The sequence below is a fragment of the Cryobacterium sp. Hh11 genome (genome assembly GCF_004404045.1).
In the GTDB taxonomy this organism is placed as follows: Bacteria; Actinomycetota; Actinomycetes; order Actinomycetales; family Microbacteriaceae; genus Cryobacterium; species Cryobacterium levicorallinum.
Genome location: NZ_SOHF01000025.1, coordinates 264,490 through 286,001, shown reverse-complemented (window position 1 = coordinate 286,001; position 21,512 = coordinate 264,490). Strand labels below are relative to the sequence as shown.

Below are 21,512 nucleotides of genomic sequence, written 5' to 3'. Positions count from 1 at the left end.
AAATATCCTGTCGGTATGACGACACCGCCCAACCATGACGCGAGTTCCGAGAACGTGACCGACTTCGCTGACTTCAAGGCGCGGTTTGACGCCTCGCTGGCCGGCTCGGGTTCGCCCGACCACTCAGCCCTTGCGTTCGTGGATGCACCGCTCAAGCCGCTTCCACTGCTGACACCACCTGAGACTCCGGTTCTGTTCCGCCTCCGCGTCGACCTCGCCGATTCACACCCGCCGATCTGGCGGCGACTCACGTTGCCGTCGAACCTGACCCTCGACGTTCTGCACGACGTGCTGCAGACCGCGTTCGGCTGGACCAACAGCCACTTGCACAGGTTCGCGCTCGCCACAGACCGCCACAGTCACGAGACGCAGGGGATCCTCACCCCTTACGACGTTGAGGAGGGCGACGAGGGCGTGCTGGAAAGCGAGCTGCGTCTCGATCAGCTCTTGGCGAAGAAGAATGACTGGCTCCACTACACCTATGATTTCGGTGACGACTGGGACCACACAATCAAACTTGAAGACTTCCTGCCGCAGCAGGCGTTGACGGATGCCGCCGTGCGCTGTGTCGACGGTCGCCGCCGGGGGCCGGTCGAAGACGTGGGCGGTATTTACGGATGGGAACACCTTCTTGCCGTGGCTGCGGGAACGACGCCACCTGACTACCCGGAGCAACGGGAGATCGCCTTCGAGATGGGCTTGCACCGGTTCGTCGACGAGATCGATCTCGCCGAAATCAACCGGGGTCTGGAACGGCTAGCGGGGTCGGACGCCGCACTCGGCTGGCTGCGCCGCCACAATTCCTCGGGCGGCACGCCTTCCAAGCTGGACATCCTCTTCGCGGGAGTGAGTCCGGACGCGCAGCGTCACCTCGCTGGCTACCTCGCGTCCGCAGACGTGGTGGAGCCGACGCCGATCGATGAGGCCGAGGCCGCGACGGCCACCGCGGTGATCCGGACATTCCTGGGGAACGTGGGCGGCGGAATCCGTTTGACCAGTGCCGGGTATCTCCCTCCCGCGCGCGTCCGGGCGCTGATGGAAGAGCTCGACACGGAGAAGATCTGGCGGGGCGAGGCCAACCGGGAGTCGCAAACCTACCCGCTGCTGTTTCTGCGGGAGACGGCTGCGCAGCTCGGCTTGGTGCGCAAATTCCGGGGCGACCTGCTGCTGACCAAGCGGGGTGCGCAGCTGCGCGATGCTCCGGTGGAGCTGTGGCAATACCTCGCGGCCCGCCTTCCGCTCGAGCGCAGTGATGACGGCCGGGACAGCGCATTGCTCCTCCTGATGCTCGTGGCCGCCGGTGAAGCCGGCTCTTGGGATCGCCTCCGCGAGTCGCTCGATCTGCTCACCTCAATGGTGGGCTGGACTTTTGGCGGGCGAGGGCGCTACGGCAACGACTCCGCGCTGAGCGACGCGTCAGACACCCGACGGGTGCTCGGCTGGGCGGGAACGGGCAGCCTGCTTCCGCCGAGAGGGTCGGTCTCGCACGGACTCGAAACGGATGCCGCACGGCAGCTTGCGCGTGCCGCGCTCACCCGCTGGACGTGAGCCTGAGATTCTCGCGAATCGACCTGCTCAACACCGTCTGGAACGACCCAGCCCGGCCAGGAGGAGCGTTGCAAGGCTGAGGGCGACACTCATGCCTAACCGGATTCCCATGCGTTCACCGCACTCCTCGTACTCCACCGCACGCATCGCCCCTTCGTTCAGGGTGAATGACGGCCCCACCCATCGGGTTGCGGCTTATGTCAGCACCGAGGGCATCGACCAGATGGACGGCAGGACTCACACAATCCGCGCACGGCACGGACCAGTTCCTTCGATAAAATGAAAGTCACCTGCACGAGGAAGTGGTGGCGCAATCATTTGGAACCTGTCCCGGCGTCGTGCTGACGCTCACGCGAACGTCAGAGAACCCGACGTGAACGCTGAGCTGCCCGACCTCGAACGCACCGTCGATGAGGGCCTGCTGATCGCGGTGTCGGCCGTGCGCATGGCGGTGAAGAACGACATCATCGTTGGCGCGCTCCGCGAGCACGACGACTACGATGCCGCGCGGTACGCCGACGATGCCCGCAGTGAGCTGCGCCACCTGGCCCGGCAAAACGAGGAGTACGCACGGCGGGTCAGCCGGATGAGCAAGGACCTCGCGTCAATGAAATGGCGGCTGAGCCTGACCGACGACCAACGACACGACCTCAAGCAGTTCGCCCTGCGCTTGCGGGTGCACGAGCGGCTGGCTCTGGGCCTCGACGCCGTGGCCGATGATGACGACCAGGTGGGACGCATCGTTGCGAGTGCTCAACGGTCCGCGAGTGAAGAGGTCAGCTCGGCCGTCTCATCGAAGCTCATCGAACTGGCCGTCGATCAACGTGAACCCGACTACGCCGAGCATCGTAACGAGCGCCTGGAAGCGTTTGTGCTGATCAACCTGGCCATTTTGAAGGCCAAGCACGAGGCCGAAACCGGGGAAGAATTCAACGAATACTGAACAACTGGCCGAGCACTTCGTCGAATGCCGGTGAGCTCAGTGTGACGAACAGCCCAACGTTGACGACGACCGTGAGCCAGAACGCGCGGCGAAAACGCGTCTTCTGCGTCTTGTGCCGAACAATTTGCTGTGCCATGATTGCGCCCGGCCAACCGCCGACCAATCCCCAGAGCAGAAGCGTTCGCTCCGATACCCGCCGGCGTGCGGTGCGGGCCCGGCGTTTGTCCACGAGGTAGAGCACGAAGCAGACCAGGCTCGCCGCCAGATAGATGCCGGCCACCCACAGCGGCAGCGACCAGTACCAGCCGACGCCCAGACAGACCACCACGAAGCCGGCAATCGCGAGATAGCTGCCGCGGCCCCGGTGAGAGCGGGCGGCAACCATGATCCCATGTTACCTACCCGGTTTCCGGAACTATCGAGTTTCCGAATTGACGGCTACCGATATTCCGGGTTCGGCTCAAACCCGAAGCGTTCGCCGCGGTCCCAGTCCTGGCGCAGGTTGCCGTACGCCGGGATGCCGCCGTTCTGCTTCAGGATCGAGGCGAGGTGCATGAGGTTCCAGCTCATGAACGTTGTGTTGCGGTTGGTGAAGTCGTTCTGCGGACCGCCAGACCCCTCGTCGAGGTAACTCAGGCCTGGACCGATTTCGCCGATCCAGCCGGAATCGGCGGCGGGCGGAATCGAATAGCCAATGTGCTGCAGGCTGTAGAGCAGGTTCGACGTGCAGTGTTTCACACCGTCTTCGTTGCCGGTGATGATCGCGCCGCCGACCTTGCCATAGAAGATGTACTGGCCCTTCTCGTTGAATTCGCCCGAGTGGGCGTAGAGCCGCTCCACGATGCGTTTGGTCACCGAGCCGTTGTCGCCGAGCCAGATCGGCCCGGCCAGCACGAGGATGTCGGCGGCCTGCACCGCTTCGAACAGGGACGGCCAGGCATCCCTTGGCCAGCCGTGTTCGGTCATGTCCGGGTAAACGCCGGTGGCAATGTCATGGTCGATGGCGCGAATCAGGTCGACCTGCACGCCCTGCTCCCGCATGATTCGAGCGCTGAGATCGACGATGCCCTGGGTGTTGCTCACCTCGGGACTGCGTTTCAGGGTGCAATTGATGAAGACGGCGCGCAGGTCGGAGTAGTCAAAGGCTGCCGCATCGGCGCGGCTGGTTTCGTTCACCCGTTTAGTAAACCACTCGACCGGGGCCGACAATAGGGGTTGATTTTGCCGCCGATGGCGCGCCACACCCGGGCGGCGGCGCAGAGAGCTCCCGATAGCTGGTATAGTTTTCAAGTTGTCTCCGGTCGTTAAAGTTCGCGGGATTGACATGCGCTCGTAGCTCAACGGATAGAGCATCTGACTACGGATCAGAAGGTTGGGGGTTCGAATCCCTTCGGGCGCACAGATAAACCCCGTCTCATCAGGCTTTTAGCCTGTTGGGCGGGGTTTTCTCGTTGGGCAAGGTTCCGCTATTGTCCCGCTTTGAACAACGGAGCCAGCGCGTCACGACCCATTTCACGGACTCTGGCCGGGCAATTTAGGTCCGTTTGGTGAGGGCGTCACTGGTGTGCTCGAGCAATTCTGCCACCGTTTCTGATTGCGCGGCGGCGGAAGATGTCAACCTTTAGGAGTCAGTTTCTTGAGCCGGTCATTTCCTTCCTAGACAGAAATGTTTAGAACAGGTGCTTCCAAAACTCGCACAGGTAACTGGCAACTCGACGCTTCATGCGAAAAGGGCCACACCGTGTTCAAAGACCAAATGCACCCGCAAGGTCCCGACAAGTGCCCTTCTGCGGTCACGATGTCTACTAACGGCTGAGGCAGTCGCCCGCCTCTGCATGGATATTCGTATCGCTTCAGGCGCGCAGCATCAGTCCCGTTCGACCGTGCGTCGAGCGGGACTTTTCTTTTCAGGGTCGCCGGACGCCGTCTGCGCCGGACCCGAGCGGCTGGACCGGTAGCTCAAAGCCCATTTTCGGTAAGATCGCGCTATGACCCGGCCTCGCTTTCTTTTCGCTGATCAGCTCGGTCCGCACTACGACGACGGTGGGCCCATTGTGCTGGTCGAGGCGACTGCCGTGCTGGGGCGACGCACGTATCACCGGGCTAAAGCCCACCTCATCCTGAGCGCACTTCGCCACCGCGCGCGGGAGTTGGGTGATCGCGCAGAGTTTCTGCGAGCCGAGCACTACCGGGACGTGCTCAAGGGCCGTGACCTCGAGGTGATCAACCCCACCTCGTGGGGCGCACGCGCGCTGGTCGCAGAATTGGGCGCATCCGTTCTGCCGAGTCGAGGCTTCGTGACGAGCGAGCAGGACTTCGCAGGCTGGGCCGACGGCCGGCCCGCATCCCGGCTCGTGATGGAACAGTTCTACCGCCACGTGCGCACAACCACCGGCACACTCATGCGTGGCCCTGAGCCGGAGGGCGGGCGCTTCAACTTCGATCACGACAATCGACAGCCGCCCCCGAAGCGTGCGGCCAGTCTCGGCCTGCCCGAACCGTGGGCCCCGGTCGAAGACGACATCGACGAGGAGGTGCGCCGAGACCTTGACCGTCTCGTCGCCGAGGGCCGAGTGCACCTGATCGGAGCGGATGGCCCGCGCCGATTTGCGGCCACCCGCGCGGAAGCGCTTGCCGCGCTGGATGATTTCGTCGAAACGCGACTGTCGGACTTCGGGCCCTTCGAGGATGCCTCGCTGATCGGGGACAGCACGATGGCCCACTCGCGGTTGAGTGTCCCGCTCAACCTGGGCCTCCTGCATCCGCAAGAAGTCATCGACGCGGTCGTCCCGGCGTACCACTCCGGTCAGGTTCCGCTGCCCAGCGCCGAAGCCGTGGTGCGCCAAATCATGGGCTGGCGGGACTGGGTCTGGCACCTGTACTGGCACCTCGGCGAGAACTACGTCGCGGAGAGCAACTTTCTTGGAGCCCATGAGCCGCTTCCGCCGGCGTTTCTGGAATTGAACGGTGCAGCCGTCGAAGCGCGGTGCCTGAGTCACGTGCTCGATGAGGTTTCCCGCACCGGGTATGCGCATCATATCCAGCGCCTCATGATTCTGGGCAACTGGTCATTGCAGCGAGGCTACGAACCGTCGGCACTGTCGGATTGGTTTATCAATGCCTTCGTCGACGGAACACCGTGGGTCATGCCGGCCAACGTTGTCGGCATGTCGCAGCACGCCGACGGCGGCATTGTCGCGACGAAGCCCTACGCCGCCGGTGGCGCCTATATCTCGAAGATGACTGATTTCTGCGGGGGCTGTCGGTTCAATCCGAAAATTCGGCTGGGTCCGGAGGCCTGCCCGTTCACGGCCGGATATTGGGCATTCCTGGATCGCGTGGAGCCGCGCATCCGCGGTAATCACCGCATGGCCCAGCCGCTCGCCGGCCTGAGGCGTCTTGTGGACCGCGACGAGGTTGTGGCTCAGGAGCGCACGCGTACGGACTGGTAGGGCCTATCCGGCGAAGGCGGTGCTCGGCAGGTCGCGCTCGCCGGAGATGATCGCGTCGACGACGCGTCGGGCGACATCCGCTGGCTGATAGCCGGTAGGTAGTGGCGGAGCTGACCCCTGGATCGGTCGGGTGGCCAGTCCCGTTTCGGTATGGCCGGGTCGTGCATCAAGAAAGCGGATGCCGTCCCGTCGCATCTCCCGGCCCGCCGCTTGCGCGAAGGCCGCGAGGGCTGCCTTCGAGGCCGAGTATGCCGCCATGTTCGCGGTTGGGCGCTCGCTCACAATGCCGCTGAGCGTGACAAAGAACGGATCACGATGCCCGCCGGATGATTCGGTCAGAGCGGGAAGGGCTGCCCGGAGCAGGCGCATCGGTGCCGTCGCGTTCACCGCCATCAGGGTATCTATTGTTTCGTCAGCGACATCCGCTAAGGGGCCGAACGCTACGACTCCGGCGGCGTTGATGATTCCGTCGAGGCGGCCGTGTGCGGCTAGGGCGGCGGACACGAGCTGTGCGGCCGTGCTCGGATCACTCAGGTCGCCAGTGACCGTCGCTCCAAAGATGCCGAGTTCGGCGAGACGCTCAGCGCTGCGCCCGTGCAGGGTGAGCAGAGCGCCCTCTTCGCTCAGAAGCTGGGCAATTTCGCGGCCCAAGCCACCGGTAGCGCCGACGATGAGAACGGATGAACCGGAGAGGGAAGCCATGGCTTCATGATAAGGAGATGCTGAGTGCTTGCGCAAGATTAGGGTTTCCGTCCCCCAGCTGGGATAGCATCGACCGAAGCGAGCATTGCTCAACTGATCTGCGTTCGTTTTGTTCCCAGGGATCGGTACGTGGTTACACCCGATTTTCTCACCGGGCAATGTTCGGGCGCACGGTGAGGAAGGCATTCCTGCGAGGGACTGCCTCGGTGGGACGAGGGGTAGGGCCCTCGTTCCATCGCCCGACCTTTCGATGGCCGGCGTGGGTCAAGCGTCGAGTGTTGGGTCCTCGTCACGCTCGCCAGGGCAGTCGACGCGCAGCTTGTCGCACAGCGCGGCGAGCTGCAGCAGTTCGGCCTGAGTCAGGGACTCGCCAATGCGCTCGGTGATCGCGCCCATGTGTAGAACAGCGACCCGTCGAAACAGGGCCAGGCCCGCCTCGGTGAGCTCGATGATCGCGCCGCGCCCGTCGCTCGGGTCGCTGAGCTTGTGCAGATACCCGCGCGACACGAGCCGATCAACGAGGCGACTCACGCTCGGCTGAGTCAACAGCACGTGCTGATTGAGATCACGCAAGCGGATGCGCCGCTCCGGCTGCCGAGACAGGTTGAACATCACGTCGTACTCGTTGAGCGAAATCTCCTTGGACGGAAAATTCGCGGCCAGGCTGCGCATGATGGCCACCTGGGCACGAAACAGCGATTCCCACGCGCCCACCGCGATTGTTCGATCCACCACCTGCGGCTCCTAACCTCGTTCTATCAAGGATAGAGACTCGGCGGGGCAGGCTGGGCCAGGGTCGGTGGCTGGGCCGGTAGCATCCGCTTTTTGAGAAAAACGGATGCCGTGCATGAAACTCGCAGGTGATTTTCTGGCCCAAAGGTGGCGCCCGTTACCTATTCGTTATATGTTTTAGGTGCGTCAACCGTTTGCTGTGGCGGACGACGTGAAATGTGATTGCAGGACACTCTTGGTGCAAGGGAAGAGGGTCAGTCGTAGCCTCTGCGACTGGCCCTCAGTCCTTTTAACCGGCAGCACGTGAGCGGCCGTTCAGAACAGGTCGGGGCTCGGCGTGGTCGACTGGCGGATGGCGACGTCCGCGTGGCGGTCGAAGCGGTAGCCGACACCGCGCACCGTGCGCACGATGTCTTCGTAGCGGCCGAGCTTGGAGCGCAGACGGCGAACGTGCACGTCGATGGTGCGTTCGTTCGGGGTGTCTTCCTCGTCGGCGGAGTTCCACAGCGACGAAATGATTTCGGCCCGGTCAATGGTGCGGCCCTCACGCAGCACGAGGTACTGCAGCAGCTCGAACTCCTTGTAGGTCAGTGCTGCCGTCTCGTTATCGAGAATGACGCGCTTGCGGGAGATGTCGACGACGACACCGCTGCGGGCTCGGTCGAGTTCTTCGGGCTCGGCGCGGTGGGCGGCGAGTGCGGCCGGATCCTGCAGGGCCAGGCGCACGACGTCAACGTCGCGGCCGCCGGCGCCCTGGGGCGCCAAAGCGACGGCGGCGTAGGTCTCGGACGAGGGGGCGATGTCGGCGGCGAGGGCCTTGAGCGCCTCGACGATGCGGTTCAGGCTTGTGCCGGCCGCGGCCGCCTTGGCTTCATCGATGCCGACGTAGAGCACGAAGCCGCGAGCCTCGGTGCCGCTGGGCACGGCGCGAATGCGGGGGGTGGCCACCGGTGGGGCCAGGGTCAGGTCGGGGCGGTTGAACGTGGGGCGAGTGGCGTGGATGTGTGCGAGAGACATGGGAGAGGTCCTTGACTGTTCGATCGACGGGAGCCCGACGGATGCGCGAAGCGCTTTTTCCGTGCCTGAGACTCGAGGTGTGGCCCGTGGGGCCGGAAGGCGAATGCATCTAAAAGCATTCGGGGCGTCAGCCTGAACTGTCAGGCAGTGAACGCGAGGGGGAAAGTCGCGGTTAGCGGCACATTCGGCAACAGCGGATGGCGGGGGTGCCGGCCATCATCATGGCGGCAGTCCCGGGGGCCTCGAGGGAGGTCAGGGGGCGTGCGCTGGTTGTCATAACTGTGAGTAAAGCGGAATGTGACGCCGCGTGTCAATTTGGCGTCGCGGCAAGTCGCCGAATGACGTGCAACACGTTCGCAGCGTGCTGCCCGTTTAGGCGATTCCGTGCAAAATCACGTCTTTGTGAAATATTGCATGATGAAACGCGGATCGATCAAAGATTATTGATGTGACTTAGGCCTAGCGTGTCGTCGGTCGCAGGACCTGCATGAGATCAGACGAGGCCGTACAGGCGGTCGCCCGCATCACCGAGGCCGGGCACGATGTAGCCCAGCTCGTTCAGCTTCTCGTCGACGGCGCCCAGCACGATCGTGACTTCGCGGCCGGCCAGTGCCGCCTCGACGGCGGCGAGGCCTTCCGGGGCCGCCAGAATGCAAATGGCCGTCACGTCGACCGCGCCGCGGTCGAATAAAAAGTTGATCGCGGCGATGAGCGAGCCGCCGGTGGCGAGCATCGGGTCGAGTACGAAACACTGCCGATCCGACAGATCGTCGGGCAGGCGTTCGGCGTAGGTCGTCGGCTGCAGCGTCTCTTCGTTGCGGGCCATTCCGAGAAAACCGACCTCGGCGGTCGGCAGCAGCTTGACCATACCTTCCAGCATTCCCAGGCCGGCGCGCAGAATCGGCACGACGAGCGGCTTCGGATCGCTGATCCGCACGCCCTGCGCGGCCGATACGGGGGTCTGCACGGTCACGGCTTCCACCCGCACGCCGCGCGTACCTTCATAAGCGAGCAGTGTCATGAGCTCCTCGACCAGTGATCGAAACAGCGGTGACGGCGTGTTCTTATCGCGGAGCACGGTGAGCTTGTGCGTGATGAGCGGGTGGTCGGCAACGTGGACTCGCATAGGCTCGATTCTACTAGAGGCAGACTGACGCGATGAGGTGAGACATGGGTGCACGAGACCAACACGATGAGTGGATGCTGCTGGCCCTGACCGAGGCGCGCGCCGCCCTGGCTTCCGACGACGTGCCAGTCGGCGCCATCATCGTCGACAGCGCGGGCCAGGTGATCGGCCGGGGCCGCAACGAGCGCGAACTGCACCAGGACCCCACCCTGCACGCCGAGGTCGTCGCCATTCGCCAGGCCGCCGCGCACACCGGGGACTGGCACCTGACCGAATGCACACTGATCGTCACGCTCGAGCCCTGCGTCATGTGCGCCGGCGCCATCCTCGCCGCCCGGCTGCCCACGGTCGTCTTCGGCGCCTGGGATGAAAAAGCGGGAGCGGCCGGATCGGTCTACGACGTGCTGCGCGACCGCCGACTCAACCACCGGGTCGAGGTCTTCGCTGGCGTCAACGAGGTCGAGTGCGGCACCATTCTGCGGGAATTCTTCGAGGATCCGGCGCGCAGAAGCCGGCGCTGAGTCCTACTCGAGTCCCTTGATCACGAAGCTGTCGGTCGGCGGGTCGGCCAGGTTCGGGTCGAAGTAGATATCCGGCTCGAGATAGATGGTGCGGGCCAACGGCACGGCGGCTCGAATGCGGGTCTCCACGGCGTTGATATCCGCGGCGACGTCGGTAAAGCGGTGGTCGCCGTCAAAGGCGAGTTTGGCGCCGACCAGAATCTCGTCCGGGCCGAGATAGAGGGTCTTGAGGTGAATGATGCGCCTGGTCTCCGGGCCGTCGAGAATGGCCGCCTCGATGGCATCTAGGTCTCTCCTGCTGGCGCCTTCGCCGACCAGCAGGCTCTTGGTCTCAACGCCGAGAATGATCGCGACCAGCACGAGCAGCGCGCCAATGGCGAGCGTGCCGATCGCATCCCAGATCGGCTCGTCGGTGATGATGGTCAGGCCGACACCCACGACGGCGAAGGTCAGCCCGGTGAGCGCCGCGACATCTTCGAGCAGTACGACGGGCAGCTCGGGCGCCTTCGCGTGACGCACGAACTGCACCCAGCTCTGCTTCCCTCGCACATGGTTCGATTCCCGAATCGCGGTGCGCAGCGAATAGCCCTCGAGGACCATGGCGATAGTGAGCACCAGAATCGGCAGCCAGGCATTTTCGAGCGGATGCGGGTGCTGCAGCTTGTCGAAACCCTCATAGAGCGAGAACACACCGCCGATCGAGAACAGGATGATCGACACCACGAAGGCGTAGACGTAGCGTTCGCGCCCATAGCCGAACGGATGCTCCAGATCGGCCCGCTTCTTCGCCTTGCGGCCGCCGAGCAGCAGGAGCAACTGGTTGCCGGCATCCGCTACCGAGTGCACCGCCTCCGCCAGCATCGAGGAGGAGCCGGAAAAAGCCCAGGCCACGAACTTGGTGATGGCAATGCCCAGATTGGCCGCGAAGGCCGCCACGATTGCCTTGTTTCCGCCCGATGCGCTCATGGGATCATCTTAGAACCGGCGCCAGCTGGCGGAGGCTGCGCTCAGGTGGGGCGTTTTGGGCACCTCGATGACGGAAAAAGTAGACTGGTCGGATGACTTCTTCCCCGAATGTGACTCTGCCCACGATCGCCTTCCTCGGCGCCGGCTCCATGGCTCGCGCCATTCTGGCCGGCCTGCTGAAGCCCGGCGTCACCGTTGAGGGCGGCATTCGCGTAACCAACCGCACCGCGGTGAAGGCCGCCGAGCTGGCCGACACCGAGGGTGTCACCGCCTACGCGACCGAAATCGACGCTGACGCGAACCTCAAAGCCATCGACGGCGCCCAGATCGTCATTATCGCCGTCAAGCCGTACATGGTCGCCGATCTGCTGGCGGAAATCGGCACGTCGCTCGCTCCCGGCACGCTCGTGCTGAGCGTCGCGGCCGGCGTCACCATCGACACCTTCGAATCGCTCCTGCCGAGCACCGTGCACGTCATCCGCACCATGCCGAACACGCCCGCCGTCGTCGGCATGGCCGTCACCGGCATCAGCGCCGGCACCCGATCGAGCGACGCTGACCTCGAACTCACCCGTGCCCTGTTCGCGACCGTCGGCGACGTTCTGGTCGTTCCCGAGAGCAAGCTCGACGCCCTCAGTACCATCAGCGGCTCCGGCCCCGCGTACGTGTTCTACCTGATCGAGCAGCTCACCGAAACGGCCATCGCCAAGGGGTTCACGCCCGAAGAAGCGGCCATCATGGTCAACGGAACCTTCCTCGGTGCGAGCTCGCTGCTCGCCGTTTCGGACAAGTCGCCGAGCGAACTGCGCCGCCTAGTCACGAGTCCGGCCGGCACCACCGAGCGCGCCGTCTGGGAGCTCGAAAAGGGTGGCCTCAAGGAACTCTTCGACACCGCAACGGATGCCGCCCTGGCGCGTGCGAAGGAACTCGCCGCTTCCTAGCGCCTACAGCCCCTCGGCGATGGCGGCCGTCGCCTGCAGCCAGGCTGAGCGGGTGCGGGGCGCCAGCGCGTCGACGTTGAGCGGTCCGCCGCCGACCAGCGAAGCGTCGTAGGGAACGTCGACGACGGTGCGGGTGAGCTGGCGAAAGTGGTCGTGCAGGCGCGCGGACAACTGCTCATCCGCGGTCTTCGACGGTGAAGCGAGTACGGTCACCGCCTGGGCGACCTTGTCGGCGTGCCCCTTCTGGCGCAGGCCGTCGAGCAGCGAGGCTGCACCGTAACCGGTGTCCTCGCGGATGGTCGAGACGATCACGAGCTGGTCGGCGGTCTCCACGGCCGCCTCCCAGTTGCTGGCCCGCATATTGTTGCCGGTGTCGATGACGAGCACCCGGTAGAAGCGGCTGAGCGTTGTATGCAGTTTGCGGAATGCGACATCGTCGATGCTCGCCGCTCCGGCCGGATCGAGGTCGGAGGCGAGTGCATCGAACTGGGCGTCGCCCTGCGACCGTACATAGTTGTCTAGGTCGCCCACCCGGGAGCGAGCATCACCGAAGCGATCCAGGTCGCGCAACAGATCGACGGCCGTATTGGTGTGCCGAGCGGCCTGGGCGCGTACGCCTAGGGTTCCCATGGTCTCGTTGTTGTCCCAGGCGAGGGTATAGCCGCCGCGATAGATGCCGAACGTTGCCGCAATGAGCAGCGTTGCGGTTGTTTTGTGCGCCCCGCCCTTGGGGTTGAGGACCACGATCGTGCGGGGGCCGTTCAGGCTGCGCTGCACGGCGCTGATGGCGCTGCGCTGCATCTGCTCGGTGGGACTCGGCGCGAGCGAGACCAGCCCGCCGGTGAGGCGGCGCATGGCGCCCTGCCAGCCGTGCTCGGCCGGACCGGTCGGTGCCGGCGGCCGCGAGCTCAGAAAATCGGCGAGGTTGGGCGGGACGGTGGTCGATGTCGCGGCGGTCGCGGCAGCGGCAGCGGCAGCGGGCGAGGTGACGAATGGCGAGGTGGCTGGACGTGATGTGACCGGCACCGATGTGACCGGCACCGATGTGACCGGCACCGATGTGACCGGCACCGATGTGACCGGCACCGATGCGACCGGCATTGATATGACCGGCGCTGACGCGACTGGCAGCGACGGTGTCCGCTCTGCTCCGCCGACGGATGCCCGCGGCTCCGCGGCAACAGCCAGAGGAGCGAGCAGGGATTCGAACAGGCTGACGGGTTCATCGTCGGGTTCATCGGCGGCGGCGGCTTCTGCGGCGGGCGGCTGCAGCAGCGCAGCAAACGGGGTGCGCGCATCCGCTTCGATCGGCACGGCAGGCCGCGGCGAACTGTTCTGCACGGGGAGCGGCACGGTGTGCGCCGGCTTGGGATGCCGCCCGACGACGACCGGTCCGGCGGACTCGACGCGTCCGTTCGGGTGCACCGTCAGCGGCCAGTCGCCCTGCTCGTCGCTGACCTGCAGCAGCACAGACTGTCCGCGGGTGCGGGCAGTCTCGACGACGAGACCGATGATCTCCTCGCGCACGCCGGCTTCATCGTTGCCGGTCACCGTGCGCGTTGCGCCGTTGATGGTGACCTCGCCCGTCGTATCGGTTTGCACTTCGGCGATGATGTCAGCGGTGGTGTCAGGCGCCGTGAATCCGGCCTCGGGCGCAACGGTATCGGGGAGCGCGGGAACGTTTCGTGACATGGGTGAGCCTTTCCGTCCTCGGACATGACGCCACAGGCAGCCTCGCCGAGCTGCGACGAGTTATGTCCGTAGTAGGAGAATAGCCGGTCGCCGTCCACGAATTGGAGGATTATTCACCGAATCCGGGTGCATTCCGCCAGAACGGATGCTGATCGGCTAAGATCCGAGCGCCGCGAACCGCTCGATGTCGGCTTCGGCGCCCGACACGATGATGAGGTCGTGGTTGGAGACCACCGTCTCAGCGGTGGCATAGGTGAACGGCTTTCCCGGACTCTTCACGCCGACCACCGTGACGTTGTACTTGCGACGCACGCCGGAGTCCACCAGCTTGAGGCCGCGGATCTGCTTCGGCGGGTACATTTTCACGAGGGCGAAGTCATCATCAAACTCGATGAAGTCGAGCATGCGACCCGACACGAGGTGGGCAACGCGTTCCCCGGCCTCGGCCTCGGGGTAGATCACGTGGTTAGCGCCGATGCGTTCGAGGATCTTGCCGTGTGACTTGGAAATGGCCTTGGCCCAGATCTGCGGGATCTTCAGGTCAACCAGGTTCGCCACGATGAGCACGCTCGCTTCGACCGAGGCACCGGTTGCGCAGACGGCGATGGAGAAGTCCTGGGCGCCGATTTGCTGCAGCGCCTCGAGGGAGCGGGCATCCGCTTGCACAGCGTGGGTGACTCGCTCCGACCATTTCTGCACCAGCGCCTCACTCGTGTCGACCACGAGCACTTCGCGGCCGAGACGGTCGAGCTGGCCGGCTGTGGCAGCACCGAAACGCCCGAGCCCGACGATGAGTACGGGAGCGTCGTGTTTGATGCGATCAACCAACGATGGGCCTCTCTTCCGGGTGTTTGAACAGTTGCCTGCTCTGGCTTGCGGCCACTGCTGCCGCGAGAGTCACTGTACCAACCCGGCCCATGAACATCGTGGCCGCCATCACGTACACGCCTTCCGGTAAACCACCATGCCGAAAATCAACAGGGCGATCGAACGGTTCGACGGCCAGCGAGCCTGGCCAAAGTTGCCTGACTGAACGGACTACCCAACGATCGGGCGTTCTTCCGGGAGCGAGTAGAGAACATTGCGTTGTTTGAGCGCAAGGGCAGCAGCCAGACCGATCGGGCCAATCCGGCCGGCCAGCATGAGGAGGCTAAGCACGTATTTTCCCGCCGGGTGCAGCTCTTCGCTGAGCCCAACAGACAGGCCGCAGGTAGCGAAAGCGGAGATAACTTCGAAGAGGATGCGATCCAGCGGCTCATCGCTGACCATCATGATGAGCCCGGTCGCCACGAGCACGAGCGTGGCGCCAAGGAATGTGACACTGATGGCGAGCCGCAGGGTGCCGTCGGGAATCGTCCGGCCGCCGATCATGACGCGCCTATCGCCACGAGCTTCCGCGACGATGGCGAGGAAGAGGACCGCGAGCGTGACCACTTTGATGCCTCCCGCCGTCGATGCGGATCCGCCACCGACAAACATCAATGCGTCCGTCACGAGGAGGGTGATCGGGTTCGATTCGCTCGTGTCCGTGATGGCGAATCCGCCGGAACGCATCATGGTCGAGGCGAATAAGGCGTGGAAGAGCTTGTCCGGGATGCTGAGGCGTTCGATTGACCGTTCATTTCCCCATTCCATGGCTCCCCAGGCAACCGCTCCGGCGATGAGCAGAAGGGTGGTCGTGCCGAGGGTTAGCTTGGTGTGCAGGGTCCAGCGCTTTCGATTCCACTTGTGTTGGATCAAGGTCAGGTACACGGGGAAGCCGAAACTTCCAACGAATACTCCGATCATGATCGGGGTCAGAATCCAGTAGTCGCCATCGAACTGGCCGAGGCCGCCCGCATGCGAGACGAAGCCGGCGTTGTTGAACGAGGAGATTCCGTAGAAGAGTCCGTGCCAGACGCCGTCCCACCAGTTCTCTTCGATCATCACGAACCGTGGGATCAGAACTGCCACGAGTGCCGCTTCGATCGCTAGCGTGGTCAGCACCACGGTGCGAAGTAGACTGCCGACCTCACCGAGCCTCGACGTGCCGAGGCTCTGCTGAACGAAGACCTTGTCTCCGAGACCCAGGTGCCGAGTAACCGCCCGCGCCAGGAGCAGGGCAATCGTGACAATGCCGAGCCCGCCAATCTGGATAGCGAGCAGAATCACCGCCTGTCCGAAGAAAGACCAGTGAGTTGCTGTGTCCAGCGTCGTCAGGCCCGTCACTGTCACGGCCGAGACGGCGGTGAAGATGGCATCGGGCAGAGGCGTTCGGTTCCCATCTGCCGCAGCGATCGGAAGAGACAAGACGATAGCGAAGAAGAGAGCGGCCGCGACGAAGATGAGTGCTGCTGCCCGGGAGGGCGAACGTTTCACGAACTCGCGGATCAGGGACCGAGGCTCCCGCGTTTGACTTGGTTCGGAGTGGGCGTGGTGCATGGGGATTCTCCGCTCGACGATGAGGGTCGCTGACCAAACTCGCCGACACTCTAATGACTCAATTAAACCGCAGGTATCGATCCGGCCCGCCATTGGTCCGAGAGTCGTGACCTTGGCGCGCCGCTGCCATCGATATCGATCAGGGCACGCTCATTAAGACCGTGTGTGAAAAATCACGCCCTCACACGGTCCCGGATGCGCACCAAAATAGAGAGTGGGCGGGGGATGGGCGGCCCTGTCCCGGTTCTCGACAACACCTGGAACCCCCGATTGACCTGCGACCTGTGCAAGTTTGACATGGTACTACGCAGCGGTGGTTTTTACCCAGTACGAATGACTACCCTGAGGGTATGGCAGACATCTTCACCGTGGTGGCAGACTCGGCGCGACGCGACATTTTGCGCATCCTCTTGGAGCGGGCTGATCCCGCCGGCGAGCCCGGGAGCGCGGGGCGCAGCGAACTGAGCGTGTCCGACATCGTCGGTCATCTCGGGCTGAGCCAGCCGACTGTCTCCAAGCACCTCAAGGTGCTGCGTGAAGCCGGTCTGGTCACCGTGCGCGAAGACGGGCAACACCGCTTCTACCGACTGGAATATTCGCCGCTCGAGGAGATCGAGGATTGGCTGATCCCGTTCCTCAGCGTCGACTTCGATCAGGCCGTCAAGACCGCCGATCTGGAGGGTGAGGGGTTGAAAGACGAGCAGCGCGCCTTCGCCTCGGCCATCGGCAAGGCATTCGCCGACGCCTCGCAGATGTCCCAGGTGGTCAAGGATGCGACCGCGAAGAAGTGGCGCAGAAACGGTTGAAATCGGGCGTTTCGCGTTCCCGCGACCGGCCCGATCCGACGGTTGAGTAGTTGGAGAGCGTTTTGTCCGATAGAATGGTGTTTTCGTGTCAGTCGCGGGCCCCGCGACTAAACCAATACTTGTGAGGTCCGTGTGGGTTCTGTAATTAAGAAGCGACGCAAGCGTATGGCGAAGAAGAAGCATCGCAAGCTGCTTCGCAAGACTCGCCACCAGCGTCGTAATAAGAAGTAGAACGACTCCTCGTCGTTCTGTGAGCAAAGCGCTAGCCCTTCGGGACTGGCGCTTTTTGCTTGCCTGAGAGACGGCTGGGCGGAGTGGTGTTCCTGCGCGTTGCACCGGTAGCATAGCGTCGGTGTGCCATTACCCCGAATGGGGGTGGCGGTGCCATGGTGCGCGGCATCACTATTGATGGAATACGTGGGCGTTAGCGTCCGAGAGGCTACACCCGTGAACCACGCTCCCTCGGCGCTCTTGCGTCGATGTACTGCTGCCATAATCATCCCGCTGCTGGTGCTTGCTGGGATTGTACTGCCTACCAGCACTTTCACGGCACAAGCGGCTAGCCCGGCCGCCATGCTCGCAGCGAGCGCGCAAGGCGCTGCCATGGCTGCGGATCCTGCTGATCCCCGCCAATCAGTGATCGTGCAGGCGGCGTCATCCGCTGCCGGAGTCGCCCTCGCCGAGGCTCAGAGCCGGGCGGGCGTCAGGATTGACAACCGCTACCGCGCGGCATTCGCTGGTTTCTCGGCCGAGCTCACCGCGGCCCAAATCGCGCACTTGCGCAGCAGCCCCCTGGTCGAGCGGGTCGAGCTGGATACCGCAACTCACATCGACACGTTGCAGCCGGATGCCCCATGGGGACTAGACCGCATCGACCAGCATTCTTCCGCTCTTTCTGGCACCTACGACTATGGAACGTCAGGGGCTGGCGTGACGGTCTATGTGATCGACTCGGGAATCCGGCTTACCCACACCGAGTTCGGTGGTCGGGCGACGAGCGGCTATGACTTCGTCGATGATGACAGCGACGCCAGCGATTGCAACGGCCACGGCACGCATGTCAGCGGCACCATTGGCGGTACGACCTACGGTATTGCGAAGTCTGTGAGCATGGTCGCCCTCCGCGTCTTCGACTGCGGCGGGAGCGGCTACGTCTCGGACCTGATCGCTGCCGTTGACTGGGTCGTTACCTACCGGTCAGGCCCCTCGGTCATTAACATCAGCGGCGGCGGCGAGTCCAATGCTCTGCTGGACGAGGCAGTGGAAAACGCCTCGGCAGCCGGCGTGCCGGTCGTCGTCGCTGCGGGCAACAGGTCGCAGGACTCGTGCGGTACCGCCTCTCCGGCCGAGACGCCCGCGGCGATCACCGTCGGCGCAACCGACGCGGGCGACTACCGGGCGAGCTACTCCAATTTCGGGGAGTGCGTCGACCTGTTTGCCCCCGGTAGCGGGGTTCGCTCCAGCTTCATCGGGTCGGATACTGACAATACGCTGATGAGCGGTACATCCATGGCAGCGCCCCATGTTACCGGTGCCGTAGCGCGGTACCTACAGGTCAACGCGTCGTCAACTCCCGCACAAATCGACGACTTTCTTTCCGCACAGGCAACGCAGGGGGTGGTCTTCGACGCTCGGTCAACGAGCAACTATCTGCTCTACGTCTCGCCGGGGAACAGCGACGTCTCGCTGGGGAACAGCGACGTCACCCCGCCGACCGTGACTAGCCGGGTGCCGGTCGTCAATGCACGGTCGATCAGCCAGACGGCGAACATCTCGGCGACGTTTAGCGAACCGGTCATCAATGTGACGGCGAGCTCGTTCTCACTGCGCTCCAAAACGGCAACGGTAGCTGCGGCCGTGACCTACGCCTCGGGGACAAACGTCGCCACACTCAACCCGTCGTCGACCCTCGCAGCGGACACGCTCTATACCGTGACCGTGACCGGTGTGCGTGACATTGCCGGCAACGTGATCGCCGGCACGAGCTGGTCGTTTCAGTCGGGTCCGGCACCCACGATCATCGCGGCGGTCCCCAGAACGGATGCCCGCGCAATCAGCCGGACCGCCAACGTCACGGTCACCTTCAGCGAGCCGGTGACGAAGGTTTCGACGACCACGATCACGATGAAGACGGGAACGACGCTCGTGCCAGCGGCCGTCACGTATGACGCGACAACCCGCACGGCGACGCTCAACCCCACAGCCACCCTCGGCGCCGACAGACTCTTCTCGGTCAACGTGGCTGGCCTGCTGGACGCCGTCGGCAACCCGTTAGTGCCCACCTCCTGGTCGTTCACGTCGGGGCCGGTACCCACTATTACCAGTGTCAGCCCGGCATCGGGGGCGACATCCGTTCGCCGTGCCGCCAACGCGACGGCGACCTTCAGCGAAGCGATCATCGGAGTGAGTGCGTCAACGGTGAAATTGACGAATGCTTCGACCGGCACGGTGATTACGGCGGTGAGGAGCTTCAATTCGACGACGAAAGTTCTCACGATCAATCCCTCCGTGACGCTCGCGTCCAACACGCTGTACCGGGTGACGATTACGGGCGGTACCAGTGCGGTGCGGGATGCGGCCGGCAATCCCCTTGCAACGAAAACCTGGACGTTCCGAACCGGCAGCTCCATCTAGCAGAGCATGGTCTAGTCGAGTAACCGCGGCCTCGTAGGCTAGACCCATGCCCACCGCACACCTCACCCTGATCGGCAAGCCCGGTTGTCACCTCTGTGACGACGCACGCGACGTGGTCGGCAGGGTTGTGGCCAAGCTCGCCGATGACGCATCGGCCCTCAGCATCACGCTCGAGGAACGTTCCATTCTCGATGACGCCGAGTTGCACGAGCGCTACCTGGAGGACATCCCGGTGCTCCTCATTAACGGCCAGGTGCACAATTACTGGCGCATCGATCCGGTGCGCCTGCGCACCGCCCTACTGGAGGTCTCATGACCATTCGTCACATCGTCTGCTGGAAACTCAGCGCTCTCACCCCGCGCAAGAAGGCCGACGACGCGGCCCAGATCGCTGCTGGCCTGAACGCCCTCGTCGGGGTTGTGCCCGAGATTCGCGCGTTGACGGTGGGGCCGGATGTTGCCGGTAACGAAAACTGGGACGTCGCCCTGATCGCCGACTTCGACGACCTCGAGGCCCTCGACCGCTACCAGAAGCACCCGGAGCACAAGAAGGCTGGCGCGTTCATCCGTACCGTCGTCGCCGACCGCCTGGCGGTCGACCTCGAGGTCTAGTTGATCCTTACGGCTCGAGGCGGGTCGGGCCGCGGAACAGGTAGGTGACCTCGCGAATCGATGCCTGGTGCAGCATGAGCATCAGTACGCGCGCGAGGCCCATGCCGAACCCTCCGTGCGAGGGCACGCCGTAGCGGAAGAAGTCCAGGTAGCCCTCAATCTCCTTCGGGTCGAGGCCCTTCTCGATCGCCTGCGCTTCGAGTACCTCGATGCGGTGCTCGCGCTGGGCTCCGGTCGAGATCTCGGTGCCGTTGAAGATGAGGTCGTAGCTCTTGGTAATCGACGCGTCGCCCTCGTGACGCATGTGATAAAACGGGCGAATGCTCGAGGCGTAGTCGGTGAGGAACACGAATTCGTGTCCGTACTTCTCGGCCACGTAGGCGGCGATCTGGCGCTCGCCCTCCGGGTCCATGTCGTCGTCGTCGCGGGGAACCTCGTAGCCGCGGCTCTTCACGATCTCCTTGGCCTCGGCCAGCGGGATGCGCGGGAACGGCGTGCTCGGAACGGTCACCTCGACGTCGAACAGGGCTTTGACCTCGTCGCCGTGCCGGGCCTTGACGGCGGTGAAGCCGGCGACCATGAGGTCTTCGTGCAGCTGCATGACGTCGTCGTGGCTGTTGATCCAGCTGATCTCGGAGTCAACACTGGTGAACTCGGTGGCGTGGCGGCTCGTGAACGAGGGGTCGGCGCGGAATGCCGGGCCGACCTCGAAGATCTTGCCGAAGCCGGCCGACTGCGCCATCTGCTTGAAGAACTGCGGGCTCTGCGCGAGGTATGCCTTCGTCTCGAAGTAGCCCACCTCGAACAGTTCGGCGCGGCTCTCGCTCGCGCTGGCCATGAGCTTGGGGGTGTGCAGCTCGATGAAGTCGTGCTCTATCCAGTACGTGCGCAGCGCGTGCTCGAACGTGGTCTGAATGCGGAAGATGAGGTTCTGCTTCGGGTTGCGCAGGTCGAGGAAGCGCCAGTCCATGCGCTTGTCGAGGCTCGAGTCGGCCGCGATCGGCGTCTCGGGGATGGCGGCCGACACGACGGTGAGGGTGGCCAGCTTGATTTCGATGCCGCCGAGCTTGACCCGCTCGTCGTGCTTGAGCGCACCGGTCACCGTCACGAAGGTGCCCTGGGCGAGACCCGAGATACTGGTCGCCGGCTCGTCGGCGACGACCTGGCCATCGGCATCAGTTGTGCGGGGATTGACCAGCTGCACGGCGCCGGATTCGTCGCGCAGTACGACGAATTGCACTTTTTTCTGGTCTCGAACGGTATCGACCCAACCGGACACCGATACGGGGCCGTCGTCGAGAGCGGACAGGTTCTTGATTAATACGCGCGAAGTCACTATTCGAGCTTAGCCGGAGCCGCCCAAGGTCCCCGCCGAGGGGAGCCCGGTGTACAGGTATTG

Annotated in this window: 21 protein-coding genes and 1 tRNA gene; 11 read left to right on the top strand and 11 right to left on the bottom strand. The window is 64.0% G+C overall.

Going from position 1 to position 21,512, the window contains the following annotated elements; translation table 11 throughout:
- Positions 1-15: 15 nt before the first annotated feature.
- A complete protein-coding gene (locus E3T46_RS12490) occupies positions 16-1,548 on the top strand; it encodes a plasmid pRiA4b ORF-3 family protein (RefSeq protein ID WP_134578773.1) in 1,533 nt (510 codons plus the stop codon).
- A gap of 373 nt (positions 1,549-1,921) precedes the next feature.
- Entirely contained in the window at positions 1,922-2,491 is a 570-nt protein-coding gene (locus E3T46_RS12485) for a hypothetical protein (RefSeq protein ID WP_134578772.1), read from the top strand.
- On the opposite strand, the gene E3T46_RS12480 is transcribed toward E3T46_RS12485, so the two are convergent.
- Entirely contained in the window at positions 2,478-2,876 is a 399-nt protein-coding gene (locus E3T46_RS12480; RefSeq protein WP_134578771.1) for a DUF1294 domain-containing protein, read from the bottom strand. The genes E3T46_RS12485 and E3T46_RS12480 overlap by 14 nt on opposite strands.
- A 53-nt stretch (positions 2,877-2,929) precedes the next feature.
- On the bottom strand, positions 2,930-3,667 hold the full coding sequence (locus E3T46_RS12475; RefSeq protein WP_166790272.1) for a flavodoxin family protein: 738 nt from the start codon (positions 3,665-3,667) through the stop codon (positions 2,930-2,932).
- 150 nt (positions 3,668-3,817) lie between these two features.
- Between E3T46_RS12475 and E3T46_RS12470 the strand changes: the two genes are divergently transcribed.
- Positions 3,818-3,890 (top strand) — tRNA-Arg (locus E3T46_RS12470).
- A gap of 589 nt (positions 3,891-4,479) precedes the next feature.
- On the top strand, positions 4,480-5,943 hold the full coding sequence (locus E3T46_RS12465) for a cryptochrome/photolyase family protein (protein ID WP_134578769.1): 1,464 nt from the start codon (positions 4,480-4,482) through the stop codon (positions 5,941-5,943).
- A gap of 3 nt (positions 5,944-5,946) precedes the next feature.
- On the opposite strand, the gene E3T46_RS12460 is transcribed toward E3T46_RS12465, so the two are convergent.
- The 4 genes from E3T46_RS12460 to upp form a co-directional block, all read right to left on the bottom strand.
- Positions 5,947-6,645: an SDR family oxidoreductase gene (locus E3T46_RS12460; RefSeq protein ID WP_134578768.1), complete on the bottom strand. Its 699-nt coding sequence runs from the start codon at positions 6,643-6,645 to the stop codon at positions 5,947-5,949.
- Between the two features lie 264 nt (positions 6,646-6,909).
- On the bottom strand, positions 6,910-7,380 hold the full coding sequence (locus E3T46_RS12455; protein ID WP_347232618.1) for a MarR family transcriptional regulator: 471 nt from the start codon (positions 7,378-7,380) through the stop codon (positions 6,910-6,912).
- Positions 7,381-7,692: 312 nt separating this feature from the next.
- Entirely contained in the window at positions 7,693-8,394 is a 702-nt protein-coding gene (locus E3T46_RS12450; RefSeq protein WP_092448442.1) for a winged helix-turn-helix domain-containing protein, read from the bottom strand.
- Between the two features lie 493 nt (positions 8,395-8,887).
- Positions 8,888-9,520: a uracil phosphoribosyltransferase gene (gene upp, locus E3T46_RS12445; protein ID WP_134444226.1), complete on the bottom strand. Its 633-nt coding sequence runs from the start codon at positions 9,518-9,520 to the stop codon at positions 8,888-8,890.
- A 44-nt stretch (positions 9,521-9,564) separates the two neighbouring features.
- Between upp and tadA the strand changes: the two genes are divergently transcribed.
- Positions 9,565-10,041: a tRNA adenosine(34) deaminase TadA gene (tadA, locus tag E3T46_RS12440; RefSeq protein ID WP_206751484.1), complete on the top strand. Its 477-nt coding sequence runs from the start codon at positions 9,565-9,567 to the stop codon at positions 10,039-10,041.
- A 3-nt stretch (positions 10,042-10,044) separates the two neighbouring features.
- Here the strand turns inward: tadA and E3T46_RS12435 are convergent, their stop codons facing one another.
- Positions 10,045-11,007, bottom strand: a complete 963-nt coding sequence (locus E3T46_RS12435) for a cation diffusion facilitator family transporter (protein ID WP_134578767.1) — start codon at positions 11,005-11,007, stop codon at positions 10,045-10,047.
- Positions 11,008-11,099: 92 nt separating this feature from the next.
- Here E3T46_RS12435 and proC point away from each other — a divergent pair, with 92 nt between their 5' ends.
- Entirely contained in the window at positions 11,100-11,948 is an 849-nt protein-coding gene (gene proC / locus E3T46_RS12430) for a pyrroline-5-carboxylate reductase (protein WP_134578766.1), read from the top strand.
- Between the two features lie 3 nt (positions 11,949-11,951).
- Here the strand turns inward: proC and E3T46_RS12425 are convergent, their stop codons facing one another.
- The 3 genes from E3T46_RS12425 to E3T46_RS12415 all read right to left on the bottom strand — a co-directional run bounded on the left by E3T46_RS12425 (position 11,952) and on the right by E3T46_RS12415 (position 15,998).
- Complete coding sequence (locus E3T46_RS12425) at positions 11,952-13,640, bottom strand: chromosome partitioning protein (RefSeq protein ID WP_134578765.1); 1,689 nt, start codon at positions 13,638-13,640, stop codon at positions 11,952-11,954.
- 156 nt (positions 13,641-13,796) lie between these two features.
- Positions 13,797-14,468, bottom strand: a complete 672-nt coding sequence (locus tag E3T46_RS12420) for a TrkA family potassium uptake protein (RefSeq protein ID WP_134472390.1) — start codon at positions 14,466-14,468, stop codon at positions 13,797-13,799.
- Positions 14,469-14,678: 210 nt separating this feature from the next.
- Complete coding sequence (locus E3T46_RS12415) at positions 14,679-15,998, bottom strand: potassium transporter TrkG (RefSeq protein ID WP_241980701.1); 1,320 nt, start codon at positions 15,996-15,998, stop codon at positions 14,679-14,681.
- A 413-nt stretch (positions 15,999-16,411) separates the two neighbouring features.
- On the opposite strand from E3T46_RS12415, the gene E3T46_RS12410 reads away from it, so the two are divergent.
- The 5 genes from E3T46_RS12410 (at position 16,412) to E3T46_RS12390 (ending at position 20,113) form a co-directional block, all read left to right on the top strand.
- Positions 16,412-16,867 carry a metalloregulator ArsR/SmtB family transcription factor gene (locus tag E3T46_RS12410; protein ID WP_092448435.1) on the top strand — a complete coding sequence of 152 codons (456 nt, stop codon included), beginning with the start codon at positions 16,412-16,414 and terminating at the stop codon, positions 16,865-16,867.
- A 132-nt stretch (positions 16,868-16,999) separates the two neighbouring features.
- Complete coding sequence (locus E3T46_RS12405; protein ID WP_003792170.1) at positions 17,000-17,098, top strand: AURKAIP1/COX24 domain-containing protein; 99 nt, start codon at positions 17,000-17,002, stop codon at positions 17,096-17,098.
- Between the two features lie 372 nt (positions 17,099-17,470).
- On the top strand, positions 17,471-19,501 hold the full coding sequence (locus E3T46_RS12400; protein WP_166790271.1) for an Ig-like domain-containing protein: 2,031 nt from the start codon (positions 17,471-17,473) through the stop codon (positions 19,499-19,501).
- A gap of 46 nt (positions 19,502-19,547) precedes the next feature.
- Complete coding sequence (locus E3T46_RS12395; protein ID WP_134578762.1) at positions 19,548-19,817, top strand: glutaredoxin family protein; 270 nt, start codon at positions 19,548-19,550, stop codon at positions 19,815-19,817.
- The gene (locus tag E3T46_RS12390) at positions 19,814-20,113 is read left to right on the top strand and encodes a Dabb family protein (protein WP_104131639.1); all 300 of its coding nucleotides are present in this window, start codon (positions 19,814-19,816) and stop codon (positions 20,111-20,113) included. The genes E3T46_RS12395 and E3T46_RS12390 overlap by 4 nt, the downstream gene beginning before the upstream one ends.
- Positions 20,114-20,120: 7 nt before the next feature.
- Here the strand turns inward: E3T46_RS12390 and aspS are convergent, their stop codons facing one another.
- Positions 20,121-21,449, bottom strand: a complete 1,329-nt coding sequence (aspS, locus tag E3T46_RS12385; protein WP_104131640.1) for an aspartate--tRNA(Asn) ligase — start codon at positions 21,447-21,449, stop codon at positions 20,121-20,123.
- Positions 21,450-21,512: the final 63 nt, after the last annotated feature.

Excerpts from the sequence above, each read along its gene's own strand:
- E3T46_RS12490 (WP_134578773.1), top strand. The coding sequence starts at position 16 with ATGACGACACCGCCCAACCATGACGCGAGTTCCGAGAACGTGACCGAC.
- E3T46_RS12480 (WP_134578771.1), bottom strand. The coding sequence starts at position 2,876 with ATGGTTGCCGCCCGCTCTCACCGGGGCCGCGGCAGCTATCTCGCGATT.
- E3T46_RS12465 (WP_134578769.1), top strand. The coding sequence starts at position 4,480 with ATGACCCGGCCTCGCTTTCTTTTCGCTGATCAGCTCGGTCCGCACTAC.
- E3T46_RS12460 (WP_134578768.1), bottom strand. The coding sequence starts at position 6,645 with ATGGCTTCCCTCTCCGGTTCATCCGTTCTCATCGTCGGCGCTACCGGT.
- E3T46_RS12450 (WP_092448442.1), bottom strand. The coding sequence starts at position 8,394 with ATGTCTCTCGCACACATCCACGCCACTCGCCCCACGTTCAACCGCCCC.
- upp (WP_134444226.1), bottom strand. The coding sequence starts at position 9,520 with ATGCGAGTCCACGTTGCCGACCACCCGCTCATCACGCACAAGCTCACC.
- tadA (WP_206751484.1), top strand. The coding sequence starts at position 9,565 with ATGGGTGCACGAGACCAACACGATGAGTGGATGCTGCTGGCCCTGACC.
- E3T46_RS12435 (WP_134578767.1), bottom strand. The coding sequence starts at position 11,007 with ATGAGCGCATCGGGCGGAAACAAGGCAATCGTGGCGGCCTTCGCGGCC.
- proC (WP_134578766.1), top strand. The coding sequence starts at position 11,100 with ATGACTTCTTCCCCGAATGTGACTCTGCCCACGATCGCCTTCCTCGGC.
- E3T46_RS12425 (WP_134578765.1), bottom strand. The coding sequence starts at position 13,640 with ATGTCACGAAACGTTCCCGCGCTCCCCGATACCGTTGCGCCCGAGGCC.
- E3T46_RS12410 (WP_092448435.1), top strand. The coding sequence starts at position 16,412 with ATGGCAGACATCTTCACCGTGGTGGCAGACTCGGCGCGACGCGACATT.
- E3T46_RS12400 (WP_166790271.1), top strand. The coding sequence starts at position 17,471 with ATGGCTGCGGATCCTGCTGATCCCCGCCAATCAGTGATCGTGCAGGCG.
- E3T46_RS12395 (WP_134578762.1), top strand. The coding sequence starts at position 19,548 with ATGCCCACCGCACACCTCACCCTGATCGGCAAGCCCGGTTGTCACCTC.
- E3T46_RS12390 (WP_104131639.1), top strand. The coding sequence starts at position 19,814 with ATGACCATTCGTCACATCGTCTGCTGGAAACTCAGCGCTCTCACCCCG.